This is a genomic window from Azospirillum sp. A1-3, from assembly GCF_023806445.1.
In the GTDB taxonomy this organism is placed as follows: Bacteria; Pseudomonadota; Alphaproteobacteria; order Azospirillales; family Azospirillaceae; genus Azospirillum.
On sequence record NZ_JAMSLU010000005.1, the window covers coordinates 371998 to 397306 of the forward strand.

General features: G+C 68.4%; 25 protein-coding genes. 3 read left to right on the forward strand and 22 right to left on the reverse strand.

Annotation, left to right across the window (positions count from 1 at the left end; translation table 11 throughout):
* Window positions 1–14: 14 nt before the first annotated feature.
* The 7 genes from M5E06_RS26280 to M5E06_RS26310 all read right to left on the reverse strand — a co-directional run bounded on the left by M5E06_RS26280 (window position 15) and on the right by M5E06_RS26310 (window position 6980).
* Entirely contained in the window at window positions 15–1304 is a 1290-nt protein-coding gene (locus M5E06_RS26280) for a TRAP transporter large permease (protein ID WP_252140738.1), read from the reverse strand.
* Window positions 1304–1855 carry a TRAP transporter small permease gene (locus M5E06_RS26285; RefSeq protein WP_252140739.1) on the reverse strand — a complete coding sequence of 184 codons (552 nt, stop codon included), beginning with the start codon at window positions 1853–1855 and terminating at the stop codon, window positions 1304–1306. Before M5E06_RS26285 ends, M5E06_RS26280 begins: the two co-directional genes overlap by 1 nt.
* Window positions 1856–1877: 22 nt before the next feature.
* Window positions 1878–2825, reverse strand: a complete 948-nt coding sequence (locus M5E06_RS26290; RefSeq protein WP_252140740.1) for a zinc-binding dehydrogenase — start codon at window positions 2823–2825, stop codon at window positions 1878–1880.
* Between the two features lie 46 nt (window positions 2826–2871).
* A complete protein-coding gene (locus tag M5E06_RS26295; protein WP_252140741.1) occupies window positions 2872–3672 on the reverse strand; it encodes a crotonase/enoyl-CoA hydratase family protein in 801 nt (266 codons plus the stop codon).
* Window positions 3673–3733: 61 nt separating this feature from the next.
* On the reverse strand, window positions 3734–4876 hold the full coding sequence (locus M5E06_RS26300; RefSeq protein WP_252140742.1) for an acyl-CoA dehydrogenase family protein: 1143 nt from the start codon (window positions 4874–4876) through the stop codon (window positions 3734–3736).
* A gap of 19 nt (window positions 4877–4895) precedes the next feature.
* Complete coding sequence (locus tag M5E06_RS26305) at window positions 4896–5969, reverse strand: acyl-CoA dehydrogenase family protein (protein ID WP_252140743.1); 1074 nt, start codon at window positions 5967–5969, stop codon at window positions 4896–4898.
* A 237-nt stretch (window positions 5970–6206) separates the two neighbouring features.
* Window positions 6207–6980 carry an IclR family transcriptional regulator domain-containing protein gene (locus tag M5E06_RS26310; RefSeq protein WP_252140744.1) on the reverse strand — a complete coding sequence of 258 codons (774 nt, stop codon included), beginning with the start codon at window positions 6978–6980 and terminating at the stop codon, window positions 6207–6209.
* Window positions 6981–7255: 275 nt separating this feature from the next.
* Here M5E06_RS26310 and M5E06_RS26315 point away from each other — a divergent pair, with 275 nt between their 5' ends.
* Window positions 7256–8569, forward strand: a complete 1314-nt coding sequence (locus tag M5E06_RS26315; protein ID WP_252140745.1) for a CaiB/BaiF CoA transferase family protein — start codon at window positions 7256–7258, stop codon at window positions 8567–8569.
* 37 nt (window positions 8570–8606) lie between these two features.
* On the opposite strand, the gene M5E06_RS26320 is transcribed toward M5E06_RS26315, so the two are convergent.
* From M5E06_RS26320 to M5E06_RS26355, 8 genes are all read right to left on the reverse strand, one after another.
* Window positions 8607–9608 (reverse strand): ABC transporter ATP-binding protein, encoded by a 1002-nt coding sequence (locus M5E06_RS26320; RefSeq protein ID WP_252140746.1) that lies wholly within the window; start codon window positions 9606–9608, stop codon window positions 8607–8609.
* The gene (locus M5E06_RS26325) at window positions 9605–10609 is read right to left on the reverse strand and encodes an ABC transporter ATP-binding protein (protein WP_252140747.1); all 1005 of its coding nucleotides are present in this window, start codon (window positions 10607–10609) and stop codon (window positions 9605–9607) included. Before M5E06_RS26325 ends, M5E06_RS26320 begins: the two co-directional genes overlap by 4 nt.
* A 21-nt stretch (window positions 10610–10630) precedes the next feature.
* Window positions 10631–11689: an alanine racemase gene (locus M5E06_RS26330; protein WP_252140748.1), complete on the reverse strand. Its 1059-nt coding sequence runs from the start codon at window positions 11687–11689 to the stop codon at window positions 10631–10633.
* Between the two features lie 80 nt (window positions 11690–11769).
* Window positions 11770–12153: a RidA family protein gene (locus M5E06_RS26335; protein ID WP_085082549.1), complete on the reverse strand. Its 384-nt coding sequence runs from the start codon at window positions 12151–12153 to the stop codon at window positions 11770–11772.
* A gap of 39 nt (window positions 12154–12192) precedes the next feature.
* A complete protein-coding gene (locus M5E06_RS26340) occupies window positions 12193–13797 on the reverse strand; it encodes an N-acyl-D-amino-acid deacylase family protein (RefSeq protein WP_252140749.1) in 1605 nt (534 codons plus the stop codon).
* A gap of 1 nt (window position 13798) precedes the next feature.
* A complete protein-coding gene (locus M5E06_RS26345; protein WP_252140750.1) occupies window positions 13799–14707 on the reverse strand; it encodes an ABC transporter permease in 909 nt (302 codons plus the stop codon).
* Between the two features lie 14 nt (window positions 14708–14721).
* The gene (locus M5E06_RS26350) at window positions 14722–15663 is read right to left on the reverse strand and encodes an ABC transporter permease (RefSeq protein WP_252140751.1); all 942 of its coding nucleotides are present in this window, start codon (window positions 15661–15663) and stop codon (window positions 14722–14724) included.
* A gap of 206 nt (window positions 15664–15869) precedes the next feature.
* Window positions 15870–17444, reverse strand: a complete 1575-nt coding sequence (locus tag M5E06_RS26355; RefSeq protein WP_252140752.1) for an ABC transporter substrate-binding protein — start codon at window positions 17442–17444, stop codon at window positions 15870–15872.
* A 143-nt stretch (window positions 17445–17587) separates the two neighbouring features.
* Here M5E06_RS26355 and M5E06_RS26360 point away from each other — a divergent pair, with 143 nt between their 5' ends.
* Together M5E06_RS26360 and M5E06_RS26365 are read left to right on the forward strand one after the other, a co-directional pair.
* Entirely contained in the window at window positions 17588–18391 is an 804-nt protein-coding gene (locus M5E06_RS26360; protein ID WP_252140753.1) for an IclR family transcriptional regulator, read from the forward strand.
* Between the two features lie 289 nt (window positions 18392–18680).
* Window positions 18681–19550 carry a ferritin-like domain-containing protein gene (locus tag M5E06_RS26365; RefSeq protein WP_252140754.1) on the forward strand — a complete coding sequence of 290 codons (870 nt, stop codon included), beginning with the start codon at window positions 18681–18683 and terminating at the stop codon, window positions 19548–19550.
* A 75-nt stretch (window positions 19551–19625) separates the two neighbouring features.
* Here M5E06_RS26365 and M5E06_RS26370 read toward each other — a convergent pair whose 3' ends face one another.
* Genes M5E06_RS26370 through M5E06_RS26400 form a run of 7 tightly spaced genes read right to left on the reverse strand, consistent with a single transcriptional unit; the run spans window position 19626 to window position 25305 of the window.
* Window positions 19626–20117: an L-2-amino-thiazoline-4-carboxylic acid hydrolase gene (locus M5E06_RS26370; protein WP_252140755.1), complete on the reverse strand. Its 492-nt coding sequence runs from the start codon at window positions 20115–20117 to the stop codon at window positions 19626–19628.
* A gap of 50 nt (window positions 20118–20167) precedes the next feature.
* Window positions 20168–20878, reverse strand: coding sequence for an ABC transporter ATP-binding protein (locus tag M5E06_RS26375; RefSeq protein ID WP_199232052.1), 711 nt, complete (start codon window positions 20876–20878; stop codon window positions 20168–20170).
* Window positions 20875–21645 carry an ABC transporter ATP-binding protein gene (locus tag M5E06_RS26380; protein ID WP_252140756.1) on the reverse strand — a complete coding sequence of 257 codons (771 nt, stop codon included), beginning with the start codon at window positions 21643–21645 and terminating at the stop codon, window positions 20875–20877. Before M5E06_RS26380 ends, M5E06_RS26375 begins: the two co-directional genes overlap by 4 nt.
* Complete coding sequence (locus tag M5E06_RS26385; RefSeq protein WP_252140757.1) at window positions 21642–22691, reverse strand: branched-chain amino acid ABC transporter permease; 1050 nt, start codon at window positions 22689–22691, stop codon at window positions 21642–21644. Before M5E06_RS26385 ends, M5E06_RS26380 begins: the two co-directional genes overlap by 4 nt.
* Window positions 22678–23592, reverse strand: a complete 915-nt coding sequence (locus M5E06_RS26390; protein WP_085082531.1) for a branched-chain amino acid ABC transporter permease — start codon at window positions 23590–23592, stop codon at window positions 22678–22680. Before M5E06_RS26390 ends, M5E06_RS26385 begins: the two co-directional genes overlap by 14 nt.
* 51 nt (window positions 23593–23643) lie before the next feature.
* On the reverse strand, window positions 23644–24753 hold the full coding sequence (locus M5E06_RS26395) for an ABC transporter substrate-binding protein (protein WP_252140758.1): 1110 nt from the start codon (window positions 24751–24753) through the stop codon (window positions 23644–23646).
* A 54-nt stretch (window positions 24754–24807) separates the two neighbouring features.
* On the reverse strand, window positions 24808–25305 hold the full coding sequence (locus M5E06_RS26400) for an L-2-amino-thiazoline-4-carboxylic acid hydrolase (protein WP_252140759.1): 498 nt from the start codon (window positions 25303–25305) through the stop codon (window positions 24808–24810).
* Window positions 25306–25309: the final 4 nt, after the last annotated feature.

The window sequence follows — 25309 nt, forward strand, 5'->3', positions numbered from 1 at the left end:
CGTTTGGCCGCGTGTCAGTAGCGCATGGTCGACGGCAGCCATGTGATGATCTGCGGAAAGGCGGTCAGCACCGCGATCAGGATCAGGTGTGCCACCACATGGGGCATCACGCCGGCGAAGATCTCTTCCAGCGGCCGGCCGGTGTAGCGGGCGACGACGAAGACGTTCAGCCCCATCGGCGGGGTCACCATGCCGACCTCGGCCGTGACGACGACGATCACGCCGAACCAGACCGGGTCGAAGCCCAGCGACAGGACGACCGGCAGCACCACCGGCACGGTCAGGATCAGGATCGCGATCTGGTCCATGACGCAGCCCAGCAGCACATAGCCGAACAGGATCAGCGCCATGATCATCCACGGCGACACGTCGAGCGACCCGACCCAATGGACCAGATCCTGGGTGATCTGCGTCAGGGTGAAGAAGGTCCCGAACACATGGGCGCCCAGCATGATCATCAGGATCATTGCGGTGGCATGGACCGCGCGCACCAGGGCGGCGCGCAGGGTCGCGGCGGTCAGGTTGCCCGAGCGCAGCGCCAGCAGGAAGGCGCCGAACGCGCCGATGCCCGCCGCCTCGGTCGGGGTGGCGATGCCGGCATAGATCGTCCCGGTGACGCCGGAGAACAGCAGGATCATCGCGCCGCACACCTTCAGCGAGGCGAATTTCTCGCGGAGGGTATAGCTGCGGCCTGCGGGAGCGCGGCTGCGGTCCTGGATGACCAGCAGATAGACGGTCAGCACGATGGTCAGCGTCACCAGGATGCCGGGGATGATGCCGCCGACCAGCAGCGCGCCGATGCTGACATCGGCGATGATGCCGTAGAGCACCAGCGCGATGCTGGGCGGGATCAGCATCGCCAGCGTGCCGGAGATCGCCACCACGCCGCCGGCCAGCTTCGGCTCGTAGCCTTGTTCCAGCATGGCCGGGATCGAGGTGGAGGACAACGTCGCCGCCGCCGCCGTGCTGGAGCCGGAGATGGCGCCGAAGCCGGCCCCGGCCACCGCCGTCGCCATGCCCAGCCCGCCCGGCACCCGGCCGACCCATTTGGCTGCGGCGGTGAACAGGTCGTTGGCGACCCCGCTGAGGATCACGAACTCCGCCATCAGGATGAACATCGGGATGGTGATCATCTCGTAGGAGTTGGCGGTGGAGAAGGGCACCGTTTCGAGGATGCCCATCACCATGTCGACGCCGCCGATCATCAGCAGCCCGGCCGCGCCGGAAACCGCCATGGCGAAGGCCACCGGCAGCCCGAAGGCCAGCATCAGGAAGAGGATGGAGATACCGCCGAGCGCCACCATCAGATGCGTTCCTCCAGATTGGGGGTGGGAGCGTGATCGACGCCCTGGGCGCCACCGAAGGCGTCGCGGAGGTGGGTCGCGGTCAGCAGAAGATTGCGGAGCGTCAGCAGAACGCCGCCGACGACGACCGGCACCAGCGCGATCCAGGTCGGCCACAGGTAGGCGCCGGACAGCGCCTCGTCGTTCTGCCAGGCGGAGAGGGAGCGCTGGAAGGCAAGCCAGCCGATCGCCGCCGTGACCATGGCGGACACAAGGTACCCGGCCGCCTCGCCGATATGGCGCAATGGCTGGGGCATGCTGCGCTGGAGGATGTCGATGCCGATATGGCCGTTCTCGCGCAGGGTGTCCGACACGCCGAAGAAGAACATCCCGACCATGAGGTACAGGGAGATCACGTCGTAGGACCATGCCAGCGGCATGGCGAAGAAATACCTCATGACCACGTCGGCCACGACGACCAGCATGATCAGCATCATGCAGGCCGCCGCGACCAGAGAGAAGACGTGGTCGACGGCGTCGAGGATGCCCGTCGGTCCGCGTGTCTTGCTCATGGCTGGCACCTCCCTCGGTGTTTTATCGGCCGCCGTCCTGGACGAGCAGCACCGTTTTTCCCTTGTGCCGGCGGGCCAGCAGGTCCGCGGCGGCGGCCGGCATTTCCGCCCACGGGCGCCGGACGGCGATCTCCGCCGCCAGCCGACCCTCGGCGGCCAGCGCCAGCAGCAGGGACAGGCCGCGGGCGGCCGGTTCACCGCTTTTGATTTCTTCGAAGATGGCGAGACCGGTCACGGTCCGCGATCCGCTCATGTAGAAGGCGCGGGCATCGATGGTGGTCTCGGGGCCGCCGGTGACGCCGAAGACGACGCAGAGGCCGCCAGGCGCCAGCATGCCGAGCGACCGCGCCAGGAACGGTCCGCCGACGGATTCGACAATCAGGTCGAATGGTCCAAGGCTCGGGGCCTCGCCCTGATCCTCCGCCATCACCGCGGCATGATGGGCGCCGAAGCCGAGCGCCCGCGGCACGTCCTCGGCGGTGCGGACCATCGCGGTCACCTGGGCCCCGGCCTGCCGGGCCAGTTGGCAGGCAAAATGGCCGACGCCGCCGGTGGCGCCGGTGACCAGCACGCGCTTGGCCAGCAGGTTGCCGCCCCGCCTCAGCGCATACAGTGCCGTCAATCCGGCGACCGGCAGGCAGGCGGCCTGTTCCGTCGCCACCCCGTCGGGGATCGCGGCAAGCTGGCGGACCGGCACGGCGGCCAGTTCGGACCATGCGCCCGACGCCAGCAGCCCGGCGACCTTAGTCCCGGCGGCGGGGCCGGAGCCGTCGGCCGCCTGCCGTTCCACCACGCCGGCCAGATCCCAGCCCGGCCTCGTGCCGGCCCGGGCGGACAGCGCCCGCGTCGCCTCGCCGCGGTTGAGGGAGATCGCCTCCACCCGCACCAGCGCCTCCGAGGGCTTCGGTTCGGGGGGCGGCACGTCCCGCACTGCGAAGACCCCTCCCGCCTCCATGACGATCGCTTGCATGGGCCTATCCTCCCGTTCGGCGGTTTCCGGTGCGCAAGGGTGCGGGTCAGCGTCCGGTGAAACGCGGATCCCGCCGCTCCAGCAGGCCGGCCACGGCTTCGCGGTGATCGTCCGTCGCATGGGCGAGCGCCTGCATCGCGGCGGACATCTCCAGCAAGGTGTCCAGGTCGGCGTTGCGGCCCTGGCGCAGCAGGCGCCTCGTCATCCGAACGGCATGCGGCGGATTGGCGGCGATGCGGGCGGCGAGCGCCCGCGCCTCCGCCAACAGATCGGCGTCGGGCACCACACGGGAGACCAGACCGCAAGCCAGCGCCTCCCGCGCGTCGATGGCATCGCCGGTCAGCGCCATCTCGCAAGCCTTGGAGAAGCCGACGACCCGCGGCAGGAACCAGGCGCCGCCGTCGCCGGGCACGATGCCGACCTTGACGAAGCTTTCGGCGAAGCGGGCGCTTTCCCCGGCGATGCGCAGATCGCACATGCAGGCGAGGTCGCAGCCGGCACCAACGGCCGGCCCGTTCACTGCGGCGATGGTCGGCACCTCCATCGCCTCGATCAGCAGGGGAAGGCGCTGGATGCCGCGGCGGTAGTTCAATCGCGTCTGCGCCGGCAGCGGATCGTTGAGTCCGCCGGACGCCCCCATCTTCTTGAGGTTCCCGCCGGAGGAGAAGGCCGAGCCGGCGCCGGTGATGATGATCGCGCGGGTGGCGTTGTCGGCGTCGAGCCGGGCCAGCGTGGCGATCAGCGTTTCCAGCACGTCATCGTCGGAGATGGGATTGCGCTGTTCCGGCCGGTTCAGGGTCAGCGTGACGATGCCGTCCGCATTCTCTTCAAGCACCGCGTCGGTCATGGCGGTCGGGTCCTTCCTGTTGTGTCTTCTCCGGCCCCTGCGTGTTCGCGCCGACGGTGCGTCAGCGCAGGCCGAGGCCGCGGGCGATGATGCCGCGCAGGATCTCGCGCGTGCCGCCGCGCAGCGAAAAGGCCGGGGCGTTGAGGATGGTGTGGGCCAGGACGGCGGCCAGTTCGGTGTCGGCCTGCAGCGACGGTTCCACCGACACGACGCCGCGGACGATCTCGGGAATTTCCTGCTCCACCAGGGCGCCGAGATCCTTGACCAGCGCCGCCTGCAGCGCCGGGTTCTCGCCGTTCTGGAGCATGCCGGCCACCGAGCGGGACAGCCGCCGCAGCGTGACGATGTGGACGGTCAGCCGGCCGACCGCCTCCCTGGCGCGATCCGACGGGTCGTTGCCCAGCGCACGAACCAGCTCCACCAGCAGGGTGAAGGAGGACAGGAAACGCTCCGGCCCGCTGCGCTCGAAGGCCAGCTCGCCCATCACCTGATTCCAGCCGTCGCCCATCCGGCCGATCAGGGCGCTGTCCGGGATGAAGGCGTCCTCGAACACCACCTCGTTGAAGTGATGCTCGCCCGACAGGTCGGCGATCGGGCGGATGGTGATCCCCGGCGTGTTCAGATCGACCAGCAGCTGGCTGGTGCCGCCCTGCCGCTCCTCCTGGCCGCCGGTGCGACAGAACAGGATCATGTAGTGGGACTTGTGGGCGTAGGTGGTCCACAGCTTTGTGCCGGTGACGCGGAATCCGCCGTCCACCGGGGTGGCACGGGTGCGCACCGCGGCAAGGTCGGACCCGGAATCCGGCTCGCTCATGCCGATGCAGAAGAAGCATTCGCCGGCGGCGATGCGCGGCAGGATCGTTTGGCGCTGCTCCTCGGTTCCGACTTTCAGCAGCAGCGGGCCGCTCTGGCGGTCGGCGATCCAGTGGGCCGCCACCGGCGCCCCGGCCGCCAGCATCTCCTCCAGCACGACATAGCGTTCGAGCGCGCTGCGTTCGTGGCCGCCATAGGCCTTCGGCCAGGTCATGCCGATCCAGCCGCGCTCGCCCAGCTTGCGGCTGAACGCGGCATCGAAACCGCTCCAGGAGCGGGCACGGTCGCGCGGCTTGCGGGTGGCCAGTTCGGCGGCGAGGAAGTCGCGGACTTCGGCGCGCAACGCTTCGACATCGGCGGGCGGGGGCGCGGGGAAGGTGAATACGGTCATCGTCGGGGGTCTCCGCTGCTCAGGCCGCCGTGATCATCGGCCACAAGCCGTCGGCGCCCGCGGCAATGGCGGCGTGTCCCAGGCGGCGGGACCATTCGGCGTCGTTGCCGAACTCGTCGCGCCACGACCACAGGCGCCGGGTGAGGTGGTGGAGGCTGTGTTCGTGGGTGAAGCCGATGGCGCCGTGCACCTGATGAGCGATGGCCGCCGCGACGCCCGCGGCCTCGCCGGTGCGCGCCTTGGCGACGGCGATACGATGGTTGCCGGCCGGGGCGGTGATGGCTTCCGCGGCCAGATCGGCGGCGGCCGAGGCGGCGGCCGTCTGGCCGGCCAGCACCGCGAGGGATTGCTGGATCGCCTGGAACTTGCCAATCGGCCGGCCGAACTGCGACCGCTCGTTGGCGTACTGCACCGTCATCTCCAGAACCCGCGCCAGAGCGCCGGCGATCTGGATGCTGCGCAGGGCGGCGCCGGCGGCGTGCAGGCCTTCCGGCGTGACACCGGCGGCGGGCGCCACCTGCGACGGCTCCAGCAGGCAGTCGAAGGTCAGGTCGTCGCGCGGCTCCCCGGCGAGGTTGTTGCCGGGCGCCACGGCGAAGCGGCCGGCGGGAACCAGCGCGACATGCGGCACGCCGTCGGCCTTGGCGACCACCACTACGCCGGACACCTCGCTGCCCCAGGGCACGCGGCGTGCCACCCCGGTCAGCCGCCAGCCGCCGTTTTCAGGCTCAAGGGCGAGGGGGCGGGCCGTCCGGCCGGCGGGGATGTCGGCCGACGCGACCGACAGCGCTCCGCCCGGCGCATCGATGCCGGCGCCGGCCAGCAGGCGGTTCGCCAACATCGTCTCGCCCAGCGGAAGCGGCAGTGCGAAAGCGGCGGCGACGCGGACCGCCGCCAGCGCTTCCACCGGGTCGATGCCGAAGCCGCCCTGCTCCTCCGGGACAAGCGCCAGCGGCAGGCCAAGCTCCTCCACCGCGTTCCAGGCGTCGCCCAGCCACTCACCCGCTTCGGCGCGGGCCAGTTCTTTGGGCGTGACGATGTTCTGGAACAGTCTGGTCGCCGTATCGACGAGGATCCGACCGGTTTCGCTCATCTTCGTCCCCCCAGCTTTGCCGGCTCAAGATCGTTTCACTGTATGAAACGCCTTTTCATTAATAAAACCGTACAGGGGGATGGTTTGGTTGGCAACCAAATTTGTTAGGGTCACCACCAATAGCCGGGGGCAGGCGGAGGCCGGGCGCCGCATATCCGGGCATGCAGATGGCGGCATGCAGGCAAGGGGAAACCTGCCCGACTGGACTGCTAAGCCGGTGGAAAAGGGCGGGCCGGATCAGCCCTGGGCGCGGAAAACCTCGGCGAGGCGGGCGGCGGTCGCCTTCAGCGGCTCCAGCAGGCGGTCCACCGCCATTTCGTAGGACATGGCATTGCGCAGCATCAGGATGTTCACCGATGCGCAGGCGCGCTCGCCGTTCATCACCGGGACGGCGATGGCCCAGACGAGACCCTCATACTCGCGGTCGCTGTAGGTGCTGTCCATCACGGAGAAGCCGCGCTCCCGCACCTCCGCCAGTATGGCGTCGGCCTTGCTCAGATCGACGCTCTCCGCATTCGGGCGGGCGGCGATCTGGGCAAGGATGGCCTGCCGCTCCTCGTCCGGGCAGAAGGCCAGATAGGCGCGGCCGAGCGAGGTCGACAGGATCGGCGCCTGATAACCGGGCCGGCGGTTCAGGGACAGCGGCCCCTGTTCGCGGCTGGTCTGGACGACGATCATGGCGCCGCGATCGCAGATCGCCAGATCGGACGGCCAGCCGATGGACTTGCGGAAGTTGGTCAGGATCGGTTCCGCCGCCGCCCCCAAACTGCGCTGCAGGTCGTAGCCCTGGCTGAGCTGCAGGGTGCGCCAGGAGGGAACATAGGCCGGCCGGCCGGCGACGCGCACGATGTAGCCGGCATGTTCCAGCGTTTCCAGCATCCGCACCACGGTCGCCTTGTCCAGCCCGGTCGCGGCGTGGACCGATCCGACCGTCGCCTCCCGCGATGCATTCACCGCATTGAGGACGTCCAGACCACGCAGCAGTGCGACCACGGGCTTAAAGGACGGCATCTCGGTTCCTCCAACTCTGGGCCATAGCAAGTGATGACCTGCCGGCCATGGCAAGTGATGGCGATCTGTCCGGCCCGGTGGGGGCCGGGGACGTTAGCCGGACCGCGCGGGATTGTACAGGCGGCCGATTGCCTTTCCGTTGAGCATTGTAACCCAGCCGACGGCACGCTACCATCAATATGAAAAGCCATTTCGCACAGTGAAACGATGGGCATCGGATCGGCGCTTGGCCGACCAGACGGCGACCATCGGACAGCATTCAAGCCGGGACGATCATGAGCACAGAAAACCACGAGGAGTCGCATGGTGGCGCCGGAGCCGGAGCAGAAGGCGGCGGGGCGCTGGCCGGCATCCGTGTCCTCGACCTCAGCCGGGTGCTGGCGGGTCCCTGGGCGTCGCAGGCGCTGGGCGACCTCGGCGCCGATGTCATCAAGGTGGAGCATCCCGGACATGGCGACGACACCCGCGCCTGGGGACCGCCGTTTCTGTCGGCGGATGGGGCGGCGGATGGGGCGGCGGACGGGGCGGACGGCGATGCGGAGCGGCTGAGCGCCTATTACCTGTCCTGCAACCGCAACAAGCGGTCGATCGCCATCGACATCGCCAAACCGGACGGGGCCGACATCATCCGCCGGCTTGCCGCGGACTGCGACGTGGTGATCGAGAATTTCAAGGTCGGCGGCCTTGCCCGCTATGGGCTGGATTATGCCGCCTTGTCAGGCATCAACCCGCGTCTGGTCTATTGCTCGATCACCGGCTTCGGCCAGACCGGACCGCTGGCTCCGCGTCCCGGCTATGATTTCCTGATCCAGGGAATGAGCGGGCTGATGAGCATCACCGGCCAGACCGAGGGAGAGCCGGGCAGCGAGCCGCTGAAGGTCGGGGTCGCCGTGTCGGATATCTTCACCGGGCTCTATGCCACGATCTCGATCCTGGCCGCGCTGCGCCATCGCGACAGCACCGGGCAGGGGCAGCATATCGACTGCGCGCTGCTGGATACCCAGGTGTCGGTCCTCGCCAATCAGGCGATGAACTGGCTGGTCGGCGGGATGGTTCCCGGACTGATGGGCAACAAGCACCCGAACGTCGTGCCATACCGCACCTTCAAGGCCCGCGACGGCCACGTGATCGTCGCCACCGGCAATGACGGCCAGTTCCGGGCGCTGTGCCGGCTGCTGGGGTTGGAGGAGGTGGCGGCCAGCCCGCGCTTCGCCGACAATGCCAGCCGGCTCGCCCTGCGCGACGAGCTGGAGGGGCTGCTGGCCGACGCCATCGCCAATTGGGATCAGGCGGCGCTGATTGCCGCCATGGCGGAGGCCGGCGTGCCCGGTGGGCCGATCAACCGGATCGATCAGGTCTTCGCCGAGCCCCATCTGGCTGAACGCGGGCTGGTGCGGGAGATGACGCTCGAGGACGGGCGCAAGGTGCCGGTGGTCGGTTACCCGGCCCGGCTGTCGAACTCCCCCGCGACCTACCGCCGGCCGCCGCCCCGGCTGGGACAGCAGACCGCGGAGGTTCTGGAGGAGATGCTGGGCTACAGCCCCGACCGGGTCGAACAGCTGCGGTCGTCCGGCGTGCTGGGCGGATAAGGCCGGGCGAGGATGTCATCCCATGCAGGGGAACCGATCACCCCGCCGTCACATCATCGCGGATGCACGACACGGAATGCCCCGGCGCCACCTCGCGCAACTGCCTTGCCTCCGGTTCCGCGCAGGCGGGCAGGGCGAAGGGGCATCGGGTGCGGAAGACGCAGCCGGACGGCGGGTTCATCGGGCTCGGCACGTCGCCCTCCAGCAGCATGCGGGTCTTCGGCGCGTCGGGGTCCGGGTCGGGCGCTGCCGACAACAGGGCCATGGTGTAGGGGTGGCGCGGGCGCTCGTAGAGCCCATCGCTCGGCGCGATCTCCATCAGGCGGCCGAGATACATCACCGCCACACGGTCGCTGATGTAGCGCACCACCGCCAGATCATGGGCGATGAACAGCACCGCCAGCCCCAGCTCGCGCTGCAGGTCGCCCAGCAGATTCACCACCTGCGCCTGGACCGAGACATCGAGCGCCGACACCGGCTCGTCCGCGACGATGAAGTCCGGTTCCACCGCGAGCGCGCGGGCGATGCCGATGCGCTGGCGTTGGCCGCCGGAGAATTCGTGGGGGAAGCGGTCCATGGCGTCGGCGGTCAGGCCGACCTTTTCCAGCAGGGCGGCGACGCGGTCGCGGCGGTCGGCGCGGCTGCCGATGCCGTGGATCACCAGCGCCTCGCCGATCACGTCGCGCACGCGCTGGCGCGGGTCGAGGCTGGCATAGGGGTCCTGGAAGACGATCTGCATGCGGCGGCGCTGCGCCCGCATCTCGGCCGTCGGCAGACCGGTGATCTCCTGCCCGTCGAAGCGGATGGAGCCGCCGGTCGGCTCGATCAGCCGCAGGATGCTGCGCCCGGCGGTGGTCTTGCCGGAGCCTGATTCACCGACCAGCCCCAGCACCTCGCCGCGGTTCAGGTCGAAGGACAGATCGTCCACCGCCTTCACCCAGCCGACCGGCCGTTGCAGCAGCCCGCCGCGCACCGCAAAGCGCTTCTCCAGATTGCGGACGCTCAGCAGGGGCTGTTCGGTCGAAAGAACTGCGCTCATTGCACGTCCCTCCAGCGGCGGCAGCGGGCGGAATGGTCGGGGCCGACCGGCTCCAGCACCGGTTCGGCGGCGGTGCAGGCGGGTTCGGCCAGCGGGCAGCGCGGGGCGAAGGTACAGCCGGGCGGGCGGTTCACCGGGCTGGGCACGCTGCCGGGGATGGCGTGCAGCCGGCCGCCGTCGCCACGGCGCTGGCCCAGATGCGGCATGCAGGCCAGAAGCCCGCGGGTGTAGGGGTGCTTCGGCGATTTCAGCAGGGAGCGGACATCGCCCTCCTCGACGATGCGGCCGGCATACATCACCACCACCCGGTGCGCCACCTCCGCCACCACGCCCAGATTGTGGGTGATGAACAGGATCGAGGTGCCGGTCTCCTCCTGAAGCCGCCGCATCAGGTCGAGGATCTGCGCCTGGATGGTCACGTCCAGCGCGGTGGTCGGCTCGTCGGCGATCAGCAGGGTGGGGCGGCAGGCCAGCGCCATGGCGATCATCACGCGCTGGCGCATGCCGCCCGACATCTGGTGTGGATACTCGTCCAGCCGCCGCTCCGCCGCCGGGATGCCGACCTTCTTCAGCATGGCCAGCGCCTCCGCCCGCGCCGCCCGGCGGTCGAGACCCTGGTGGTAGCGCAGCGCCTCGCCGATCTGGTCGCCGACGGTGTAGACCGGGTTCAGCGAGGTCATCGGCTCCTGGAAGATCATGCCGATCTCGTTGCCGCGGACGCTGCGCATCGCCCGCTCGCTGAGGCGGGCGAGGTCGCGCACTTGCCCGTCGCGCCCGCGGAACAGGATCTCGCCGCCGGCGATGATGCCCGGCGGCGACGGGATCAGCCGCATCGCCGACAGGCTGGTCACCGACTTGCCGCTGCCGGATTCGCCGACGACGGCCAGCGTCTCGTTGCGGCGCACGGCGAAGGACACGCCGTCCACCGCCTTCGACACGCCGGGATCGGCGGTGAAGTGGGTTTGCAGGTTGCGGATGTCGAGCGTGAGGTCAGCGTCCATGGCCGGATCCAGGGGTTGGGGTCAGCGGGTGCAGCCGCGCGCCGGCACCGGCCAGTCGCCGACGACCTCGCCGTTGCGGGTGATCGCCATGCGGTCGTGCAGGTTGGTCACCACGCAGACATGGTTGGGCAAAATGCGGACGCGGTCGCCGATCTCCGGCTTCGTCGCGCTCTTGGTGAGGTCGACCACGGCATGCTCCTCGTTGACGCGGACGATCACCGCGTCGGGATAATCGAGGAGCAGGCCGAACCCTTCGCCGACCGACGGGGCGACGCGGTCGCTCGACAGCGTCTTGCTGCCGCAATCCAGAACGGCGCGGTCGGCGGTCGGGCGGCTGACCACGGTGGCATGGACATGCACGGCGCACTCGTCCAGCGTCGCCACCCCGGCGCCGACGGTGGCGCGGTCGTGGTAGATGTAGGTGCCGACGCGCAGCTCGGTCACGCCGGGAAGCTCATGGGTGTCCCAGCAGCCGGGGGTGCCGCCGACCGACACCGTTTCCACCGCGATGCCGGCGCTGTCCAGCAGGGTGCGGGTCTCGGTGACGAACGGCACGGTGCGGGGACCGCGCGGGTAGGTCATTAGGCCACGGAAGCGGGTCAACCCGTTGCCGGCGGCGCGGCGGGCCAGCGTCAGCACCTCGTCGGGGGTCTGCACGCCGCAACGGCCGTCGCCGCTGTCGAACTCCACGAGGATGCCGATCTCGACGCCGGCTTCCGCCGCGGCGGCAGCCACCGTGTCGAGGGCCACGGCGTTGTCCAGCGCCACCGTCAGCTTGGTCTTGCCGGCCAGCTCCGCCAGCGGCTTCACCTTGGCGGCGCCGACGATGGGGTAGGTCAGCAGGATATCGGTGCAGCCGGCCTCCGCCATCACCAGCGCTTCGCTGATCTTCTGGCAGGTGATGCCGACGGCGCCCAGTTCGATCTGGCGCAGCGCGAATTGGGGAAGCTTGTGGGTCTTGATGTGCGGGCGCAGCGCCAACCCGTGCCGGTCGCAGTATTCCTGCATCTTGGTCAGGTTATGCTCGACCCGGTCGAGATCGATGACGGGGACGGGGGTGTCGAGTTCGTCGACGCGCATGGGGCCGCTCCGGAACGCAGATTTGGGAAAGGGGCCGATCCCGGTGGCGGAGCCATGGGATCGGCCGTTTACTCAGAACCTTACGCCGTCGGCAGGACGGCGATGCAGTCGATTTCGACCTGGATGTTGTTCAGCTGGCAGCCGATGGTGGTGCGGGCCGGCGGCTCGGAGGGGAAGAACTCCGAATAGAGCGCATTGTATTCCTGGAAGCGGCCGAGGTCGCTGAGGTAGCTGTTGACCTTCACCACATGGGCGAGGTCGGTGCCGGCGGCCTTCAGGATGATCTCCAGATTGCGCAGGGTCTGGCGCACCTCGCCGGCGAAATCCTCGGGCAGCGCGCCGGTCTCCGGATGGTGCGGCCCCTGGCCCGACACATAGACGAAGCCGTTCGCGACGATCGCGTGGCTGTACTGGCCGGCGGGCTTCGCCCCCTTTTCGGCGAAGATCGGCTTGCGGTTGGTCATCGGGTCCTCACTGGTTTTGAAACTCGGTGTCTTGAAAGGTCAGGCGCGGGTCAGAGCTTTGCCCGGACGCGCGCCGGTGTGCCCGCCGTCGCGCAGGACGAACTGTCCGGCGACGAGCACGTCGGTGATGCCGTGAGGCGGGCGCGTCGGATCCTGGAAGGTCGCGCGGTCCGCCACGTCGGCGGTGAACAGGGTCAGGTCGGCCACCATGCCCGGCCGGATCAATCCGCGGTCGGACAGGCCGAAGCGCTGGGCCGGAACGGCGGTCATGTGGCGGACGGCATCCTCCAGCTCCAGCTTGCCCTCGCCGGTGATAGCGCGGGCGAGATAGCGCGGGAAGCTGCCGAAGGCGCGGGGGTGCGGCTTGCCGGTCTCGCGCGGCAACCCGTCGGAGCCCAGCATGTGCAGCGGGTGCGACAGCGCGGTTTCCAGATCAGCCTCGTCCAATTGGAACATGACGATGTTGGTCCGGCCGCGGTCGAGGGCGATCAGCCGGACCAGAGTGTCGAAGGGCTGTTCCAACCGCGTCGCCGCGATTTCCGCCAGCGACAGCCCTTCCAGGGGGCGCAGATCGTCTGCCGAGACGCCGCCGATGCGGACATTCTCCCAGCCGATCAGGCGGATCTTGGATTCCCAGCCGGCATCGTTGGGTGCCTCGCCGTCCTCCACCGCGCGCCGCAGAGCGGCCAGCCCGTCGGCATCGGCCATGCGCGCCAGCAGGGCCTCGACGCCGCCCGCCAGCGCCGACGGCGGCAGCAGTTGCAGGATGGTGCTGGAGCCGGCCGGGTAGGGGTACATGTCGAAGCTGACGTCGGTGCCGCCCTTGCGGGCGATCTCCAACCGCTCCACCGCCCGCGGCAGGCTGCCCCAATAGGGCCGCCCCGCCGCTTGCAGGTGCGAGAGCAGGCCGCTCGCCCCACCGGCTTTCAGCAGGTCGAGGAACTCGTCCACCGAGGCGATCAGCCCGCCTTCGTAGGAGCGGACATGGGCGGTCAGCAGGGCGCCGTGTTCGGCCACCACCTCGGCCAGCCGCACCAGCTCGGCGCGATCGGCCCAGGCGCTGGGCGGATAAACGAGGCCGAGCGACAGGCCGTGCGCACCCTGGCGAAGCTGCTCGGCCAGCAGGGCGGCCATCGCCTCACGCTCCTCGGCGGTGGCGGCGCGGTTCTGCCAGCCCATGACGGCGAGACGCAGGGCCGCATGTCCCACCAGCGAGACGAGGTTGATCGCGGTGCCACGCCCGTCGAGCGCGGCGCGGTAGCCGGCGAAGTCGACGAAGGTCTCCTGAGCTGAAACGGTGCCCAGCAGGTTGCCGAAATGCTCGCGCAAGGGACCGCCGCTGTCCGGGTTCTGCGGGTAGAGGCCGAAGGAACAGTTGCCGACCACCACGGTGGTGACGCCCTGCGCCACCTTCTCCGGCCGGCCGGGCTGGCGCAGCTGGATCAAATCGTCATGGCAATGGGCGTCGATGAAGCCGGGGGCGAGGAAGCGGCCCTGCGCCTCCAGCGGTTCGGCGTCCGGCGCGTCCAGCATCGGGCCGACGGCGGCGATGCGTCCGCGCTCCACCAGAACGTCGGCCGGGAACCAGGGGGCGCCGGTGCCGTCAATGACACGGGCGCCCTTGATGAGAAGAGTATCGGTCATCTCACTTCGCCTTCTGGAGCCGGGGGTCGAGCGCGTCGCGCAGCCCGTCGCCGACGATCTGGAGCGACAGCACGGTCAGGACGATGGCGCAGCCGGGGAACAGGATCAGCCAGTCGGCCTGCTGGAAATACTGCTGGGCGCTGGCGATCATGTTGCCCCAGGTCGGGGTGGTCGGCGGCACGCCGACACCGAGGAAGGACAGCGCCGCCTCCGTCAGGATGGCGTAGGCGAAGATGAAGGTCGCCTGGACCAGGATCGGCGACATCAGGTTGGGCAGGATGTGCAGGAAGACGATGCGCGGGGTGGAGGCGCCGAGCGCGGTCGCCGCCTCGATGAAGGGCATCTCGCGCACCACCAGACAGGCGGCGCGGACCACGCGGGCGACGCGCGGGGTGTAGACGATGCCGAGCGCCAGCACGACGTTGTAGAGCGACGGCCCCAGCGCCGCCATGAAGGCGATGGCGAGCAGGATGTCCGGGAAGGCCATCAGCGCGTCGGTCAGCCGCATCAGCAGCCCGTCGAGCGGCCGGATATAGCCGGCGGCCAGCCCCAGCAGCGTGCCGAGCAGCGTCGCCACCACCACCACCAGCAGGCCGACCAGCAGCGACAGCCGGGCGCCCAGCATCACGCGGGACAGCACGTCGCGGCCATACTCGTCGGTGCCGAACCAGTGGGCGGCGGTCGGCGGCTTCAGCCGGCCGAGGATGTCCATCTTCATCGGGTTGAAGGGGGTGATCCACGGCGCCAGCAGCGCCACCGCCAGGATCGCCAGCATGACCAGGAAGGACAGCACCACCAGCCGGCGGCGGAACAGCTGGCGCAGCAGCAGGGCGGCCGGCGACCGGCTGTTCCGCGACTTGGCGGAGGAGGGAAGGGGGACGTTGCCGTGACCGGCGGGGACGCTTGCCATGGAAACCCTCCCTCTCAATAACGGACCCGCGGATCGACCACGGCATAGAGCAGGTCGACCGTCAGGTTGATCAGCACATAGATGGCGGACACCACCAGCAGAGCGCCCTGGATCACCGGATAGTCGCGGCGCAGCACGGCCGAGACGATCAGGTTGCCGACGCCGGGCAGGCCGAACACGGTTTCCGTCACGATGGCGCCGGCGATCATCACCGCGGTGGTCAGGCCGATCACCGTCAGGATCGGGATCATCGCGTTGCGCAGCGCATGCTTCAGCACGACGACCAGCGGCGGCAGCCCCTTGGCCCGCGCGGTTCGGACGTAATCGTGGCTCATCACGTCCAGCATGCTGGTGCGGGTGAAGCGCAGGATCAGCGCCGAGTTGGGAATGCCGAGCGCGATGGCCGGCAACACCAGATGACGCATGCGCTCCAGCAGATCGGCCTCGGGCGGGCCATAGCCGGCAACCGGGAACCAGGCATGGTCGACGGCCAGATACTTGATGAGCGTCAGCCCGATCCAGAAGCTGGGCACGCTGGCCGCCAGCATGGCGAGCCCGACCGCGGTCTGGTCGATCAACCCGCCGCGCTTGGCCGCCGACAGGATGCCGACCGGCACGCCGATCAGCATGGCGATCCCCACCGACATCATGGTCAGCAGCCCGGTCAGCTCCGACCGTTCGGCCAGCGCCTGCGCCACCGGCCGGTTGAGGAAGATGGACTCGCCCAAGTCGAAGCGGACGATCTGCCCGAGATAGAGCAGGAACTGCGTCAGCAGCGGTTCGTCGAGCCCGAGCCGGCCGCGCAATGCCGCGATGTCCTCCGGCGTGGCGGAGGAGCCCAGCATGACGGCGGCGGGATCGCCCGGCACGACGCGGGCGATCAGGAAGACCACCATGGCGACGAGCAGCATGACGACCATCATGCCGGCAAACCGGCGGACGATGTAAACGAGCATGGTTGCGGTCCTGGGCGGAGAGAAAATCCCGAAGAGAATCCCCTCTCCCCCCGGGGAGAGGGTTAGGGTGAGGGGGACGCGTGGCGAGGATTCACAAGAATTGTGACGCTGTGATCATCCCCTGATCCACCCTATGCTTCCCCCTCACCCCGACCCTCTCCCCGGGGGGGAGAGGGGGTATTCGGGAGAGGGAGTTATCCCGCCCCTCAGCCCTTCAGGTCGGTGTTCCAGAAGAACGGCCAGGGCGTCGGCGTGTAGCCGGTCAGCTTGTCGCTGCTGGCGGCGAGGTTGTAGAAATCGCCGACCTTGATGCTCGGCACCTCGCTGTAGAACAGCGTCTGCAAGGTCACCCACTTCGCCTTGCGGGCGGCCGGGTCCATCTCGCGGTTGAAGGCGGCGAGCGCGTCGCGCTTGGCCGGGCTGTCCCACCAGCCGGGATAGCTGGGGTTCAGCACGGTGATCAGCGACGGTTCCGGCACGAAGGTGTGGTAGGTGAAGAAGGCGTCCCACGCCTTTTCGTCGCCGCGGCGCTGCAGCAGCGTCGCCCAGTCCAGCACCTGCAGATCGACCTTGAAGCCGGCCATTTCGAGCTGGGCCTGCGCCACCATGCTCATCTTGTACAGGAACTCGTACTGGACCGAGGTCATGATGCGGATCGGCTCGCCCTTGTAGCCGGCGGCCTTCAGCAGCTCCGCCGCCTTGCCGGCGGCATGGTCGCTGTAGGGCTTGGCGCTGGCCGCGTCGTAATAGGGCGTACCCTGGGCGTAGATCGACCCCTCCGCCTGGACGAAGGCGGGGTCGCCGAAGCCGGCCAGCAGCATGTCGTTCGGCTCCAGCGCCGCCAGCACCGCCTGACGGATCTTCTGGTTCGCCATAACACCGGTCTTGGTGTTCATGATCATCAGCGGGAAGCCGAAGGGCTTCACGATCACCGGCTTGACGCCGGCGGCGTCCTTGATGCGCGGCAGGGTTTCGGCCGGCAGGCTGTCGGCGAACTGGTATTGGCCGGCCAGAACGCCCGACACCCGGGTGGCGGCGTTCGGCACCGGGACGAAGCGGACCTCGCCGATGACGGCCTTGCGGCTGCCGGCATAGCCGCTGGGCGCGCCGGTGGGGGAGGCGTAGCCGTCATGACGGACCAGCCGGATATACTGGTCGGGCTTGTGCTCCAGCAGCTTGTAGGGGCCGGTGCCGATCAGCGACTTCAGCGCGCCCGGACCGTCGATCACCGATTTTGGCACGATGGCGGCGGCGCCGTTGTTCATCGCCAGCAGCGCGGTCAGCGGCGCGAAGGGCTCCTTCAGCGCGATGACGACGGCGTCCGAGCCCTTGGCGGCGATGCTCTCCACCAGCGGGGCGACGGTCTTGCCGCGCGGCGAGGCCTTGGTCCAGTGGTCGAGCGAGGCGACCACGTCGTCGGCCGTGACGGTGCTGCCGTCATGGAAGGTGACGCCGCTGCGCAGCGGGATGGTGTAGGTCTTGCCGTCCGCCGACACCTGCGGCAGGGCCGACGCCACCAGCGGGGCCAGCTTCCACTCGCCGTCGAAGGTGAACAGCGTCTCGAACATATGCTGGGTGATGATGCTGACGAGGTCGGACGTGGTGCCGACCGGGTCCAGCGTCGGCGGCTCGCCGATGGTGGCGACGGTGACGACCGAGGCGCCGCCCTGCTGGGCCTGCGCCGGCGTGGTCCAGGTTCCGAGGATTCCAGAGGAAAGCCCGCCGGCGGCCAGCGTCGTGCCGAGGGCGGTGTTGAACAGACGTCGCGTGATCCCTGTCATTTCTGCCTCCCCAACCGTTCGTCCGAAATATCGGACATCGGTCTTGTATTCCAGACAAGGAAACGGTATATCGGACAAACACCACTGGCAAGCTGAAAATCCGCGTGGTAATCGGTTGTGGGACGGCAAGGAGCGCGGATCGGATGAAGGGCGGCGGCGTGTTGGAAAAGCAGGGGGCGGAAAAGCAGACAGAAGAGAAGTCGACGGGCCGCGCCCGCGGCATCGACCGCGTCATCGCGTTGATGGACCATCTGCACAGCCGGCGCGCCCCGACGCGCATCGCCGACATCGCCCGCGACACCGGCACCCCGCGTTCCACTATGTACGAGTTGGTCAACACGCTGGTCGAGGCGCGCTGGTTGGAACTGCGCGACGGCGACGGCACGGTCTATTTCGGGCCGGCGATGCATTATTACGGCAGCGATTATCTCGACAGCGTCGACCTGATCCGCAAGGCGCGGGTGGAGGTCGCCCACATCGCCGAGACGGTGGGGGAGACGGCGCAGTTCTGCACGCTGGACGGCGACAAATATCTGGTCGTACTGAATGAACCGGGCCGGCGCATGTTCCGCATCAGCTCCGAGATCGGCATCAAGGTGCCGATCCCCTGGACTGCATCCGGCCGGCTGCTGGTCGACCACATGGATGCGGACGAGATCCGGCGCTTCATCCCGTCCGACGATTTCGTCCTGCCCGACGGACGCCGCATCGCCGAGGACGAGTTCCTGGAGGACATCGGCCGTGCCCGCACCCAGGGCTATGTCCGCACCACGGCGCTGGTCGACCGCTTCACCACCTGCCTCGCCGCGCCGGTCCGCGATCCGGCCGGCCGCTGCATTGCCACCATCTGCTTCGTCGTCCCGGCCGACACGACGGAGGAGGCGCAGCAGGTGATGATCGACACGCTGAAGGCCAGCGCGGAGAGGCTGTCGCCGGGGCGGCCGTGACCGGTCGTCCGCCGAGGCCCTTGTCCGCTAGGACGGTATCGTTCGGCTTGCCGTGACTCCGTGATCCCCGGTGTGGAATTCGTCGTTCGGCCGCGTGCTGGTGACGAAAATGTTCTAGACTGTATTGGCAGGGGAACCCCCTTGGATGGTGATCTGCGCATCCCGGTGATGCCCGGGCTGTTTCATCACCCTTGAGGCGCCCGCCAAACCTTCTGAACGCGAGGTCGCAATGGACGCTCCGATCAATTCTGACTTCCCTCTCCGGCCGATCGGCACCGCGGAGGAACTCATGGATGTCGCCGTCGGGATGGAGCACGAGGCGGCTCTGCGCTATGAGCAGCTTGCCGCGATGGTCGCTCGGCAGGGGAAATCGGAACTCGCCACCCTCTTCGGGCGTCTGGCCGACTTGGAAAAGACGCATGAGGACCAGTTGTCCCGCTGGGCTCAGCGCGATGGCCTGCGCGCACCGCAGCCGGTGCAGTTTTCCTGGCGGATGCCGGAGACCTTCGATCAGGCAGAGGGCGCCCAAGTGTTCGGCCCCTACGAGGCCCTGGCGATTGCCGTGCGCAATGAGGAGCGGGCCTTTGCCTTCTACACCTACGTCGCCGCGTCGGCACTGAACGAAGAGGTCCGCCGCCGCGCCGAGTCGATGGCCCGAGAAGAGCTGGAGCACGTCAGCCTGTTGCGCCGGTGGCGCCGCGAAGCCTTCCACGCCTCCCGGCAACCGAGACGTCGCAACCCGCACACGTTGGAGGAACTGTTCGCGCTGTCCGCGGCCATGGAGATCGCATCGGCCGAGGTCAACGATGCGGCCGCGGCGGCCGTCGGGGCCTCCGGTGCCGTGGAGGCGGCGGCCGTGCTGCGCCGGCTCGCCGACAAGGCCCGTGGTCACGCCGGTGGGGCCGCACCCAATGTTCCGGGAAGCGATGCCGCCGAGGGCGCTCGGGCTGCCGGACTGCTTCGTCCGGGCTCGCTGACCGCGGAGAAGGCCGTGCGCCTGTCGATCCAGGACGCCGAGGAAATCCTCGACACCTACCTCGCCGCAGCCGAGCATGCGACCGAGGAGACCCTGCTCAACGAAGCCCAGAAATTGGCCGAGCAGTCCTTGGGCCGCCTTGCACTTACCCGGTCTTTGCTGGCGAATCCGGACAGGGCCTGAAGGAGCGCCATAGTCGCGCGTCGGCGGCTGGTGTCAGGTCGATCCTGGCACCGGCGCTCCCGGTCCGTCGGGTGACTATTCGCTCTTCGGCTCGAAGCGGTAGCGGAAGTCGCAATGGTCGGCGCCCTGCATGATGGTCTGCGTGCGCTCCATCGTGATGCGCGGATCGTAGCCGGTGCAGAAGGCGGCGTCGCGGTTGCAGGACAGCAGGTGTCCGATCGACCCCAGCCCCATCTCCCGGTACATCTCGGCGTAGCGGCAGCGGGTGACGTTGTAGTCGAAATGGGTGTCGTCCTGTCGCTTCACCTCCAGCCGCAGGGCGTCGTCCTTGGTCCACAGCGGCTGTAGATCGGCGAAGCTCTTCAGGCTGGTTCCCTCCGGCTCGGTCGCGGCGAAGGATTGGGCGGCAGCCAGGGCGGCCTTGGTGATGGCGGCGCCCAGGATTTCCTGTGCCGTGGCCTCGCCCAGCCGGGCGACCATCTCCTCATAGACCGGCTTCAGGATTTCAGCCTCGATGCGGCGGCGTTCCAGAATGCCCAGGGTTTGGGTCGCCTTGGTTTCGGTCATGGCAGGCTTCCTTCCGTCAGGTGGCGCCACAATGGGCGTTCAAGTGGCTTTCAATGGGCATGGCCGCCGAGATAGGCCTCGGCGATGCGCGGGTCGTCCCGCAGCTGGGCGGCCGGACCGGCCAGCACGATGCGGCCATCCTCCAGAACCGCGGCGTGGTCGGCGATGCGCAGGGCGGCGCGGGCGTTCTGCTCGACCAGCAGGATCGACACCCCCTCTGCCCGGATGCGGCCGATCAGATCGAAGATCTGCGCGACGATCTTCGGCGCCAGCCCAAGAGAGGGCTCGTCGAGCAGAAGCAGAGTCGGCTTTCGCATCAGGGCGCGGGCGATGCACAGCATCTGTTGTTCGCCGCCGGACAGCGATCCGGCATTCTGGCGCAGCCGCTCGCTCAAGATCGGGAACATCGCCAGCACGCGGTCCAACTCGCCCAGCCCGACGTCGCCGCCGCCGAGCACCAGATTCTCGCGGACATTCATGTTGGAGAAGATCTGCCGCCCTTCCGGCGCCTGCGACAGGCCGAGTTGGACGATGCGGTGGGCCGGCATGTTGGTGATCGGCTGGCCGCGGAAGGTGATGCTGCCTTGGCGGGCCCGATAGATGCCCGACACGGTGCGCATCAGGGTGGTCTTGCCGACGCCGTTGGAGCCGAGCACGGCGACGATGGCGCCCTCCGGCACCTCCAGGCGGACGCCGTGCAGGATCTCCTGCGGCCCCATGGCGACATGCAGGTCCGCGATCGAGAGCAGAGGCGCAGTCATTCATCCACCCCAAGATAGGCTTCGAGGACGGCCGCGTCATTGCGGATCGCGTCGGGCGTACCGTCGGCGATCTTGCGGCCGGAGGCCAGCACCAGGATGCGCTGGCAGATGCCCATCACCAGCGTCATGTCATGTTCGACCAGCATGACCGTCAGGCCCTGCCCGTGCAGCCGCTTGATGAAGGCGGCCAGATCGCGCGTTTCGGTGTCGTTCAGCCCGGCGGCCGGCTCGTCCAGGATCAGGAAGCGCGGCCGCATGGCGAGCGCACGGGCGATCTCCAGATATTTGCGCTGGCCGTAGGGCAGGTTGGCCGCCAGCTCCGCCGCGACATGGGTCAGGCCGACCGCCTCCAGCGCCTCCCAGGTGCGGTGGCTGATCTCGGCGGAGTGGGCTCTGCCGCCCCTGGAAAAGGGGCCGAACAGGGCGCCGAACGCCCCCTGCGGCAGCGCGCCCACCGCGCCGACCGACACATTGTCGAAGACCGACATGTTGGGGAAGATGCGCAGGTTCTGGAAGGTGCGGCTGATGCCCAGCCGCGCCACCTGATTGGGCTTAAGGCCGCTGATGGTCCTTCCGGCGAAGGCGACGGTGCCGCTCGACAGCGGGGTGAAGCCGGAAATCAGGTTGAACAGCGTGGTCTTGCCGGCACCGTTCGGTCCGATCAGGCCGACCAGTTCGCCCTCGTCGACATGGGCGGTCACGTCGCCGACCGCCTGCACGCCGCCGAACCGGCGGCTGACGTTGCGGATTTCAAGAAGATGGGTCATCGCCAGCCGATCCCTTCGCCCTTCCGTTCACCGTCGCCGCTGTTGCGCCACGCCGCACCCAGCTGCCTGCGCACCAGCCGCAGGGCGGACACCTCACCCAGCAGACCCTTGGGCAGCAGCAGGATGGAGAGGAACATCACCAGCCCGACCATGATGTTGCGGAAATCGCCCAAGGCCCGCAGGCCCTCCGGCAGCAGGATCAGCAGCAGCGCGCCGATGATCGCCCCCGGCAGGCTGCCGAGGCCGCCGACCACCACCATCGCCAGGATCAGGATCGATTCCGAGAATTTGAAGTCACCCGGCGAGATGTAGCCGGTCATGTGCGCCCACAGGCTGCCCGCGACCCCGGCGAAGAAGGCCGACAGGGTGAAGGCCTCCATCTTCAGCCGCACGGTGCTGACGCCCATGGCGTCGGCGCACTGGTCGTCCTCGCGGATCGAGCGCAGCGCGTTGCCGTAATAGGAATGGCTGAGCCGGCTGATCGCGACGACCGACAGCGTCACCACCGCCGCGACGGTGTAGTAGGTGGCGAGACGGCCGGACAGGCTGAACCCGAACAGCTCGAAGCCTTTGGTGACGATGATGCCGTTGGGTCCCTTGGTGAAGTCCACCCAGTTCAGCATGACCAGATACAGCATCTGGCCGATGGCGAGCGTCGCCACGGCGAAATAGATGCTGACCAGCCGCATCGTCGGCAGCGCCACCAGGAAGGCGACCAGCGCCGCCACCAGACCGGACAGCGGCAGTGTGACGGTGAAGCCCAACCCCAGCTTGGAGGTCAGCAGCGCCGCCGTATAGGCGCCGACGCCGTAGAAGGCGGCATGTCCCAGATGCAGCAGCCCCGCCACCCCCGTCACCAGATGCATGGAGGCCGAGAGCAGGACGAAGATCAGCGCCAGATTGGCGATCTGGTAGAAATAGCCGCGGTCGAAGCCGGCCAGCAGCGCCGGCAGGGCGGCGAAGACCAGCAGCAGGATCAGCGCCGGAACCAGCCAGCCCCGGCGGCCGGCGTGATCGGCGGGCGCGACAGTCTCAAACGCGTTCACGGCGCGCTCCGAACAAGCCGTTGGGGAAGAAGATCAGGGTCAGGATCAGGAAGCCGTAGGCCACCATGTCCGACCAGCCCGACGAGACGAAGGTCGTCGCCATGCTTTCCGAAATGCCGAGGATCAGCGCGCAGATCACGGCACCGGGGATGGAGGACAGCCCGCCCATCACCATGGCGACGAAGGCCTTGATGCCGGGCGTGAAGCCCATGGCGGGGAAGACCGCGCCGTAATAGAGCCCCATCAGGATGCCGGCCGCCGCCCCCATCATCGACCCGACGACGAAGGTGGTGATAATGGTGCGGTCGGTGTCGATGCCGACATATTTGGCGCCCAGCGGGTTGTTGGACACCGCGCGGATCGCCAGCCCGACGCGGGTGCGGGTCAGCAGATACTGCAGGCCGATCAGCATGGCGGCGGCGACGCCGAAGATGATGAAATCGCCGGTCACCAGGATCACCGGGCCGACGCGCACCGGCGTGTTGATCAGATACTCGAAGGGGATGGAGCGCATCTGCGATCCGAAGACGATCTCCAGCGCCTCGCGCACCACGATGGACACCGCCAGCGAGGAGAGCAGCGTCGACTCCCGCATCGCCCGCGACTTCAGCGAAGCCTCGTCGGTGAAGCGGCGGAACGGCTTGAAGGCCAGCCGCTCCAGCGAGAAGCCGGCCAGCGCCCCGATCGCCAACGCGCCCAGGATCACCGCCACGATGGGCGGCGCCGTGGCCGAGATCAGCACGAGGCCGGCGAAAGCGCCCAGCGTGTAGATCTCGCCATGGGCGAAGTTGACGACGTTCAACACGCCGAAGATCAGCGTGAAGCCGATCGCCATCAGCGCATAGGTCATGCCCAGCGACAGGCCGATGGCGAGCTGCTGGAGATAGTAGGGATCGAACATGCGGGCTCTGTCGCTAGAGATCGGGGCGCTGGAGATCGGGTACCGGGGTCCTTAGTCTTTGACCGGAACGAAGGCGCCGCCCTTGACCTCGACCTTCACCAACTCCTTCTCGGCCTCGCGGTCGGCGCTGAAGCTGGTCTTGCCGGTCACGCCGGGGAAGTCCTTGGTCTGGGCCAGCGCGTCGCGCACCTTCTCGCGGGTCGGGTTGGGCGAGGCCTTTTCCACCGCCGCCAGCATGATGCGCACCGCGTCATAGGCCTGGGCCGGGAACTGGCCGGGGACGGCGCCGTCCGAGCGCTTCTTCCATTCCTCGACGAAATGCTGGACGTTCGGCGACGGGTCGGTCGGCAGGAAATTGGAGGTCAGGTGCATGCCCTCCGCCGCCTCGCCGGCCAGTTCGATCAGCTTCGGGCTGTAGGCAGCCGAGGTCGAATAGACCGGCGTCTTGACGCCGAGCTGGTGCAACTGCTTCAGGAACTGTGCCCCGTCCTCATAGAAGAAGCCGGTGTAGATCGCATCGGGCTTAGCACGCTCCAGCTTGCTGATCAGCGAGCGGTAATCCTTCAGGCCGCGGTTGAAGAACTCCGAAAAGACGACCTTTCCGCCGTCGGCCTTCACCGCGTCGGAGAAGCCGCTGACCACCGACTGGCCCCAATCGGTCTGCTCGGCGATCACCGCGACGTTCTTGAGGCCCTTGGACGCCATCCATTTGGCGTTGTAGGGGCCTTCCTGCGCCTGGGTGGCGATGTTGCGGAACTGGTACTTGGAGATCTTGGTGTAGTCGGGGTGCGAGGCGGTCTGCGACAGCTGAGGCATGCCGGCCTCCTTGTAGACCTGCGCCGCGGCCATCGACACGCCCGAGGTGAAGTCGCCAAGGACGCCGACGATCTCCTTGTCGTCCACGAACTTGCGGGCGATGTTGGTGCCTTCCTTGGCGTCGGACCGGCTGTCCTCGAAAACGATCTCGACCTTGAACGGCTTGCCGGCGGCGTTGAACTCGGTCAGCGCGATCTCGGCGGCCTTGCGAAAATCCTGGCCGTACTGCGCGGTGTCGCCGGTCAGCGGCAGCTGGTAGCCGAGCTTGACCGTGTCGGCGGCGAAGGCCGAACCGGCGATCCCGGCAGCGGCAAGCGTCGTGAGCGTGAGGAGGCGGAGTTTCATGGCGGGGACACCCTCTTCTTCCGTTTGGCTTCTTATGCTTTGCAGCGCGTGGACTTATTCGGCGGCTTTGGCGCCCGGCAGGACTTTCAGCCGGCAACAGCCCTCGTCGCCCGGCTTCCAGGTTTCGCCCTTGAAGACGAAGCCGGCCGCTTCGAACAGCCCGCCGTCGATGGCGCCGGCCATCTTGCAGAGCAGTTCCAGATCGGTGTCGGAGCGGCCCTGGGCCTGCCAGGCCTCCTTCAGCGGGCAGCGGTGGAAATGGATTTCCAGCGCCTCGCCGTCGCACCGCTTGATCTCGGGCGCGAACATGCTGTCGCGGTTGGGAATGCCGTCGAGGAAGGCATGGCAGAGGCCGGTCAGGTCGTCCGGACCATGGCCGGCATACTTTGCGCCCATCGCCTCGCCGAGACGGCGGGTGGCTTCCTGGCCGACCTCCAGCGCCGTTTCGGTGCCGAACCGCTCGCGCAGCACGTCGAACATATGGGCGTAGGACGCCGCGCGCATCGCATAGGCGTTGCGCAGAAGGGTGGGGTAATCGGGGGTATCCGACATGCCG

Coding starts and splice junctions, on each gene's coding strand:
- M5E06_RS26395 (WP_252140758.1), bottom strand. CDS start 24,753: ATGAAACTCCGCCTCCTCACGCTCACGACGCTTGCCGCTGCCGGGATC.
- M5E06_RS26370 (WP_252140755.1), bottom strand. CDS start 20,117: ATGACCGAAACCAAGGCGACCCAAACCCTGGGCATTCTGGAACGCCGC.
- M5E06_RS26390 (WP_085082531.1), bottom strand. CDS start 23,592: ATGTTCGATCCCTACTATCTCCAGCAGCTCGCCATCGGCCTGTCGCTG.
- M5E06_RS26380 (WP_252140756.1), bottom strand. CDS start 21,645: ATGACCCATCTTCTTGAAATCCGCAACGTCAGCCGCCGGTTCGGCGGC.
- M5E06_RS26400 (WP_252140759.1), bottom strand. CDS start 25,305: ATGTCGGATACCCCCGATTACCCCACCCTTCTGCGCAACGCCTATGCG.
- M5E06_RS26315 (WP_252140745.1), top strand. CDS start 7,256: ATGAGCACAGAAAACCACGAGGAGTCGCATGGTGGCGCCGGAGCCGGA.
- M5E06_RS26350 (WP_252140751.1), bottom strand. CDS start 15,663: ATGCTCGTTTACATCGTCCGCCGGTTTGCCGGCATGATGGTCGTCATG.
- M5E06_RS26285 (WP_252140739.1), bottom strand. CDS start 1,855: ATGAGCAAGACACGCGGACCGACGGGCATCCTCGACGCCGTCGACCAC.
- M5E06_RS26330 (WP_252140748.1), bottom strand. CDS start 11,689: ATGCGCGTCGACGAACTCGACACCCCCGTCCCCGTCATCGATCTCGAC.
- M5E06_RS26280 (WP_252140738.1), bottom strand. CDS start 1,304: ATGGTGGCGCTCGGCGGTATCTCCATCCTCTTCCTGATGCTGGCCTTC.
- M5E06_RS26290 (WP_252140740.1), bottom strand. CDS start 2,825: ATGCAAGCGATCGTCATGGAGGCGGGAGGGGTCTTCGCAGTGCGGGAC.
- M5E06_RS26360 (WP_252140753.1), top strand. CDS start 17,588: ATGAAGGGCGGCGGCGTGTTGGAAAAGCAGGGGGCGGAAAAGCAGACA.
- M5E06_RS26300 (WP_252140742.1), bottom strand. CDS start 4,876: ATGACCGTATTCACCTTCCCCGCGCCCCCGCCCGCCGATGTCGAAGCG.
- M5E06_RS26365 (WP_252140754.1), top strand. CDS start 18,681: ATGGATGTCGCCGTCGGGATGGAGCACGAGGCGGCTCTGCGCTATGAG.
- M5E06_RS26335 (WP_085082549.1), bottom strand. CDS start 12,153: ATGACCAACCGCAAGCCGATCTTCGCCGAAAAGGGGGCGAAGCCCGCC.
- M5E06_RS26345 (WP_252140750.1), bottom strand. CDS start 14,707: ATGGCAAGCGTCCCCGCCGGTCACGGCAACGTCCCCCTTCCCTCCTCC.
- M5E06_RS26375 (WP_199232052.1), bottom strand. CDS start 20,878: ATGACTGCGCCTCTGCTCTCGATCGCGGACCTGCATGTCGCCATGGGG.
- M5E06_RS26310 (WP_252140744.1), bottom strand. CDS start 6,980: ATGCCGTCCTTTAAGCCCGTGGTCGCACTGCTGCGTGGTCTGGACGTC.
- M5E06_RS26355 (WP_252140752.1), bottom strand. CDS start 17,444: ATGACAGGGATCACGCGACGTCTGTTCAACACCGCCCTCGGCACGACG.
- M5E06_RS26340 (WP_252140749.1), bottom strand. CDS start 13,797: ATGACCGATACTCTTCTCATCAAGGGCGCCCGTGTCATTGACGGCACC.
- M5E06_RS26305 (WP_252140743.1), bottom strand. CDS start 5,969: ATGAGCGAAACCGGTCGGATCCTCGTCGATACGGCGACCAGACTGTTC.
- M5E06_RS26325 (WP_252140747.1), bottom strand. CDS start 10,609: ATGGACGCTGACCTCACGCTCGACATCCGCAACCTGCAAACCCACTTC.
- M5E06_RS26320 (WP_252140746.1), bottom strand. CDS start 9,608: ATGAGCGCAGTTCTTTCGACCGAACAGCCCCTGCTGAGCGTCCGCAAT.
- M5E06_RS26295 (WP_252140741.1), bottom strand. CDS start 3,672: ATGACCGACGCGGTGCTTGAAGAGAATGCGGACGGCATCGTCACGCTG.